The sequence below is a fragment of the Enterococcus ratti genome (assembly GCF_001886195.1).
GTDB lineage: Bacteria > Bacillota > Bacilli > Lactobacillales > Enterococcaceae > Enterococcus_B > Enterococcus_B ratti.
In genome coordinates this window covers 1-3,268 of sequence record NZ_JXLB01000045.1, presented here as the reverse complement: position 1 = coordinate 3,268, position 3,268 = coordinate 1, and the positions used below count along the sequence as shown (strand labels likewise).

Genomic DNA, 3,268 nt, shown 5'->3' with positions numbered 1-3,268 from the left:
GTTGTTCATTGAAAACTGGATAGTTGAAGTAATTTTAAATAAACCGAGAACACCGCGTTGAATTTGACAGTAGAAAAGAAACTTTCTCTTACAATTCAATTGCTTTTTCTTGATCTAACTTCTATCGCTAGAAGAAGATCAAAACCCAACCGTAAGGTTGATGAGGTTAAGTGAATAAGGGCGCACGGTGGATGCCTTGGCACTAGGAGCCGATGAAGGACGGGACGAACACCGATATGCTTTGGGGAGCTGTACGTAAGCTAGGATCCAGAGATTTCCGAATGGGGGAACCCAGCATCTTTTATAGGATGTTACGCCTGCGTGAATTCATAGCGCAGGCGAGGTAGACGCAGAGAACTGAAACATCTAAGTACCTGCAGGAAGAAAAAGAAAATTCGATTCCCTGAGTAGCGGCGAGCGAAACGGGAAAAGCCCAAACCAATGAGCTTGCTCATTGGGGTTGTAGGACTCCAAGAAGGGAGATTGGTGAAATAGCCGAATGACTTGGAAAAGTCAGTCAAAGAGGGTGAAAACCCCGTAGGCGAAATTTGACCAACACCTAGGAGGATCCTGAGTACGGCGGAACACGAGGAATTCCGTCGGAATCCGGGAGGACCATCTCCCAAGGCTAAATACTCCCTAGTGACCGATAGTGAACCAGTACCGTGAGGGAAAGGTGAAAAGCACCCCGGAAGGGGAGTGAAAGAGAACCTGAAACCGTGTGCCTACAACAAGTCAAAGCCCGTTAATGGGTGATGGCGTGCCTTTTGTAGAATGAACCGGCGAGTTACGATTGCCTGCGAGGTTAAGTTGAAGAGACGGAGCCGCAGCGAAAGCGAGTCTGAAGAGGGCGATTGAGTAGGTAGTCGTAGACCCGAAACCATGTGATCTACCCATGTCCAGGTTGAAGGTGCGGTAAAACGCACTGGAGGACCGAACCCACGTACGTTGAAAAGTGCGGGGATGAGGTGTGGGTAGCGGAGAAATTCCAAACGAACTTGGAGATAGCTGGTTCTCTCCGAAATAGCTTTAGGGCTAGCCTCGGAAGAAAGAATGATGGAGGTAGAGCACTGTTTGGACGAGGGGCCCATCTCGGGTTACCGAATTCAGATAAACTCCGAATGCCATCCATTTATATCCGGGAGTCAGACTGTGAGTGATAAGATCCATAGTCGAAAGGGAAACAGCCCAGACCACCAGCTAAGGTCCCAAAATATATGTTAAGTGGAAAAGGATGTGGGGTTGCACAGACAACTAGGATGTTGGCTTAGAAGCAGCCACCATTTAAAGAGTGCGTAATAGCTCACTAGTCGAGTGACCCTGCGCCGAAAATGTACCGGGGCTAAACATATTACCGAAGCTGTGGAGTACACCGAAAGGTGTATTGGTAGGAGAGCGTTCTAAGGGCGTTGAAGGCAGATCGTGAGGACTGCTGGAGCGCTTAGAAGTGAGAATGCCGGTATGAGTAGCGAAAGACAGGTGAGAATCCTGTCCACCGAATGACTAAGGTTTCCTGGGGAAGGCTCGTCCGCCCAGGGTTAGTCGGGACCTAAGCCGAGGCCGACAGGCGTAGGCGATGGACAACAGGTTGATATTCCTGTACTCGTTGTTTTTGTTTGAGCAATGGAGGGACGCAGGAGGCTAAGGAAAGCAGACGAATGGAAAGGTCTGTCTAAGCAGTAAGTCTTGAAAGGAGTCAAATGCTTCTTTCTAAACGGATAAGCTGTGATGGGGAGGGAAATAAAAGTACCGAAGTTCCTGAGGTCACACTGCCAAGAAAAGCTTCTAGTGAGAAAACAATGACCCGTACCGCAAACCGACACAGGTAGTCGAGGAGAGGATCCTAAGGTGAGCGAGAGAACTCTCGTTAAGGAACTCGGCAAAATGACCCCGTAACTTCGGGAGAAGGGGTGCTGATCGTAGATCAGCCGCAGTGAATAGGCCCAAGCGACTGTTTATCAAAAACACAGGTCTCTGCAAAATCGTAAGATGAAGTATAGGGGCTGACGCCTGCCCGGTGCTGGAAGGTTAAGAGGAGTGCTTAGCGTAAGCGAAGGTACGAATTGAAGCCCCAGTAAACGGCGGCCGTAACTATAACGGTCCTAAGGTAGCGAAATTCCTTGTCGGGTAAGTTCCGACCCGCACGAAAGGCGTAACGATTTGGGCACTGTCTCAACGAGAGACTCGGTGAAATTTTAGTACCTGTGAAGATGCAGGTTACCCGCGACAGGACGGAAAGACCCCATGGAGCTTTACTGTAGTTTGATATTGAGTGTCTGTACCGCATGTACAGGATAGGTAGGAGTCGTAGAAGTCGGAACGCAAGTTTCGACGGAGGCGCTGGTGGGATACTACCCCTGCGTTATGGCCACTCTAACCCGCACCACTGAGCGTGGTGGGAGACAGTGTCAGATGGGCAGTTTGACTGGGGCGGTCGCCTCCTAAAAAGTAACGGAGGCGCCCAAAGGTTCCCTCAGAATGGTTGGAAATCATTCGAAGAGTGTAAAGGCAAAAGGGAGCTTGACTGCGAGACCAACAAGTCGAGCAGGGACGAAAGTCGGGCTTAGTGATCCGGTGGTACCGCATGGAAGGGCCATCGCTCAACGGATAAAAGCTACCCTGGGGATAACAGGCTTATCTCCCCCAAGAGTCCACATCGACGGGGAGGTTTGGCACCTCGATGTCGGCTCGTCGCATCCTGGGGCTGTAGTCGGTCCCAAGGGTTGGGCTGTTCGCCCATTAAAGCGGCACGCGAGCTGGGTTCAGAACGTCGTGAGACAGTTCGGTCCCTATCCGTCGCGGGCGTTGGAAATTTGAGAGGAGCTGTCCTTAGTACGAGAGGACCGGGATGGACTTACCGCTGGTGTACCAGTTGTTCTGCCAAGGGCATTGCTGGGTAGCTAAGTAGGGAAGGGATAAACGCTGAAAGCATCTAAGTGTGAAGCCCACCTCAAGATGAGATTTCCCATTTCCAAGAGAAAGTAAGATCCCTGAAAGAAGAACAGGTAGATAGGTCAGGAGTGGAAGACCAGTGATGGTTGGAGCGGACTGATACTAATCGATCGAGGACTTAACCAAGAAGACTCGGGAAAAGAGGAATTACTTCAAATCCAGTTTTGAGTGAATAACCGATGACTCAAAAGAAAAGCAAGTGTGGTGGCGATAGCAAGAAGGATACACCTGTAACCATGCCGAACACAGAAGTTAAGCTTCTTAGCGCCGATTGTAGTGAGGGGTTGCCCCTTGTGAGAGTAGGACGTTGCCACGC

Annotated in this window: 2 rRNA genes; both read left to right on the top strand. The window is 50.2% G+C overall.

The features are described 5' to 3' along the window. The first annotated feature begins 164 nt into the window (after positions 1 to 164). Positions 165 to 3,078, top strand: a 23S ribosomal RNA gene (locus RV14_RS11510). A gap of 74 nt (positions 3,079 to 3,152) precedes the next feature. Next, positions 3,153 to 3,268: ribosomal RNA gene (gene rrf, locus RV14_RS11505) — 5S ribosomal RNA — on the top strand.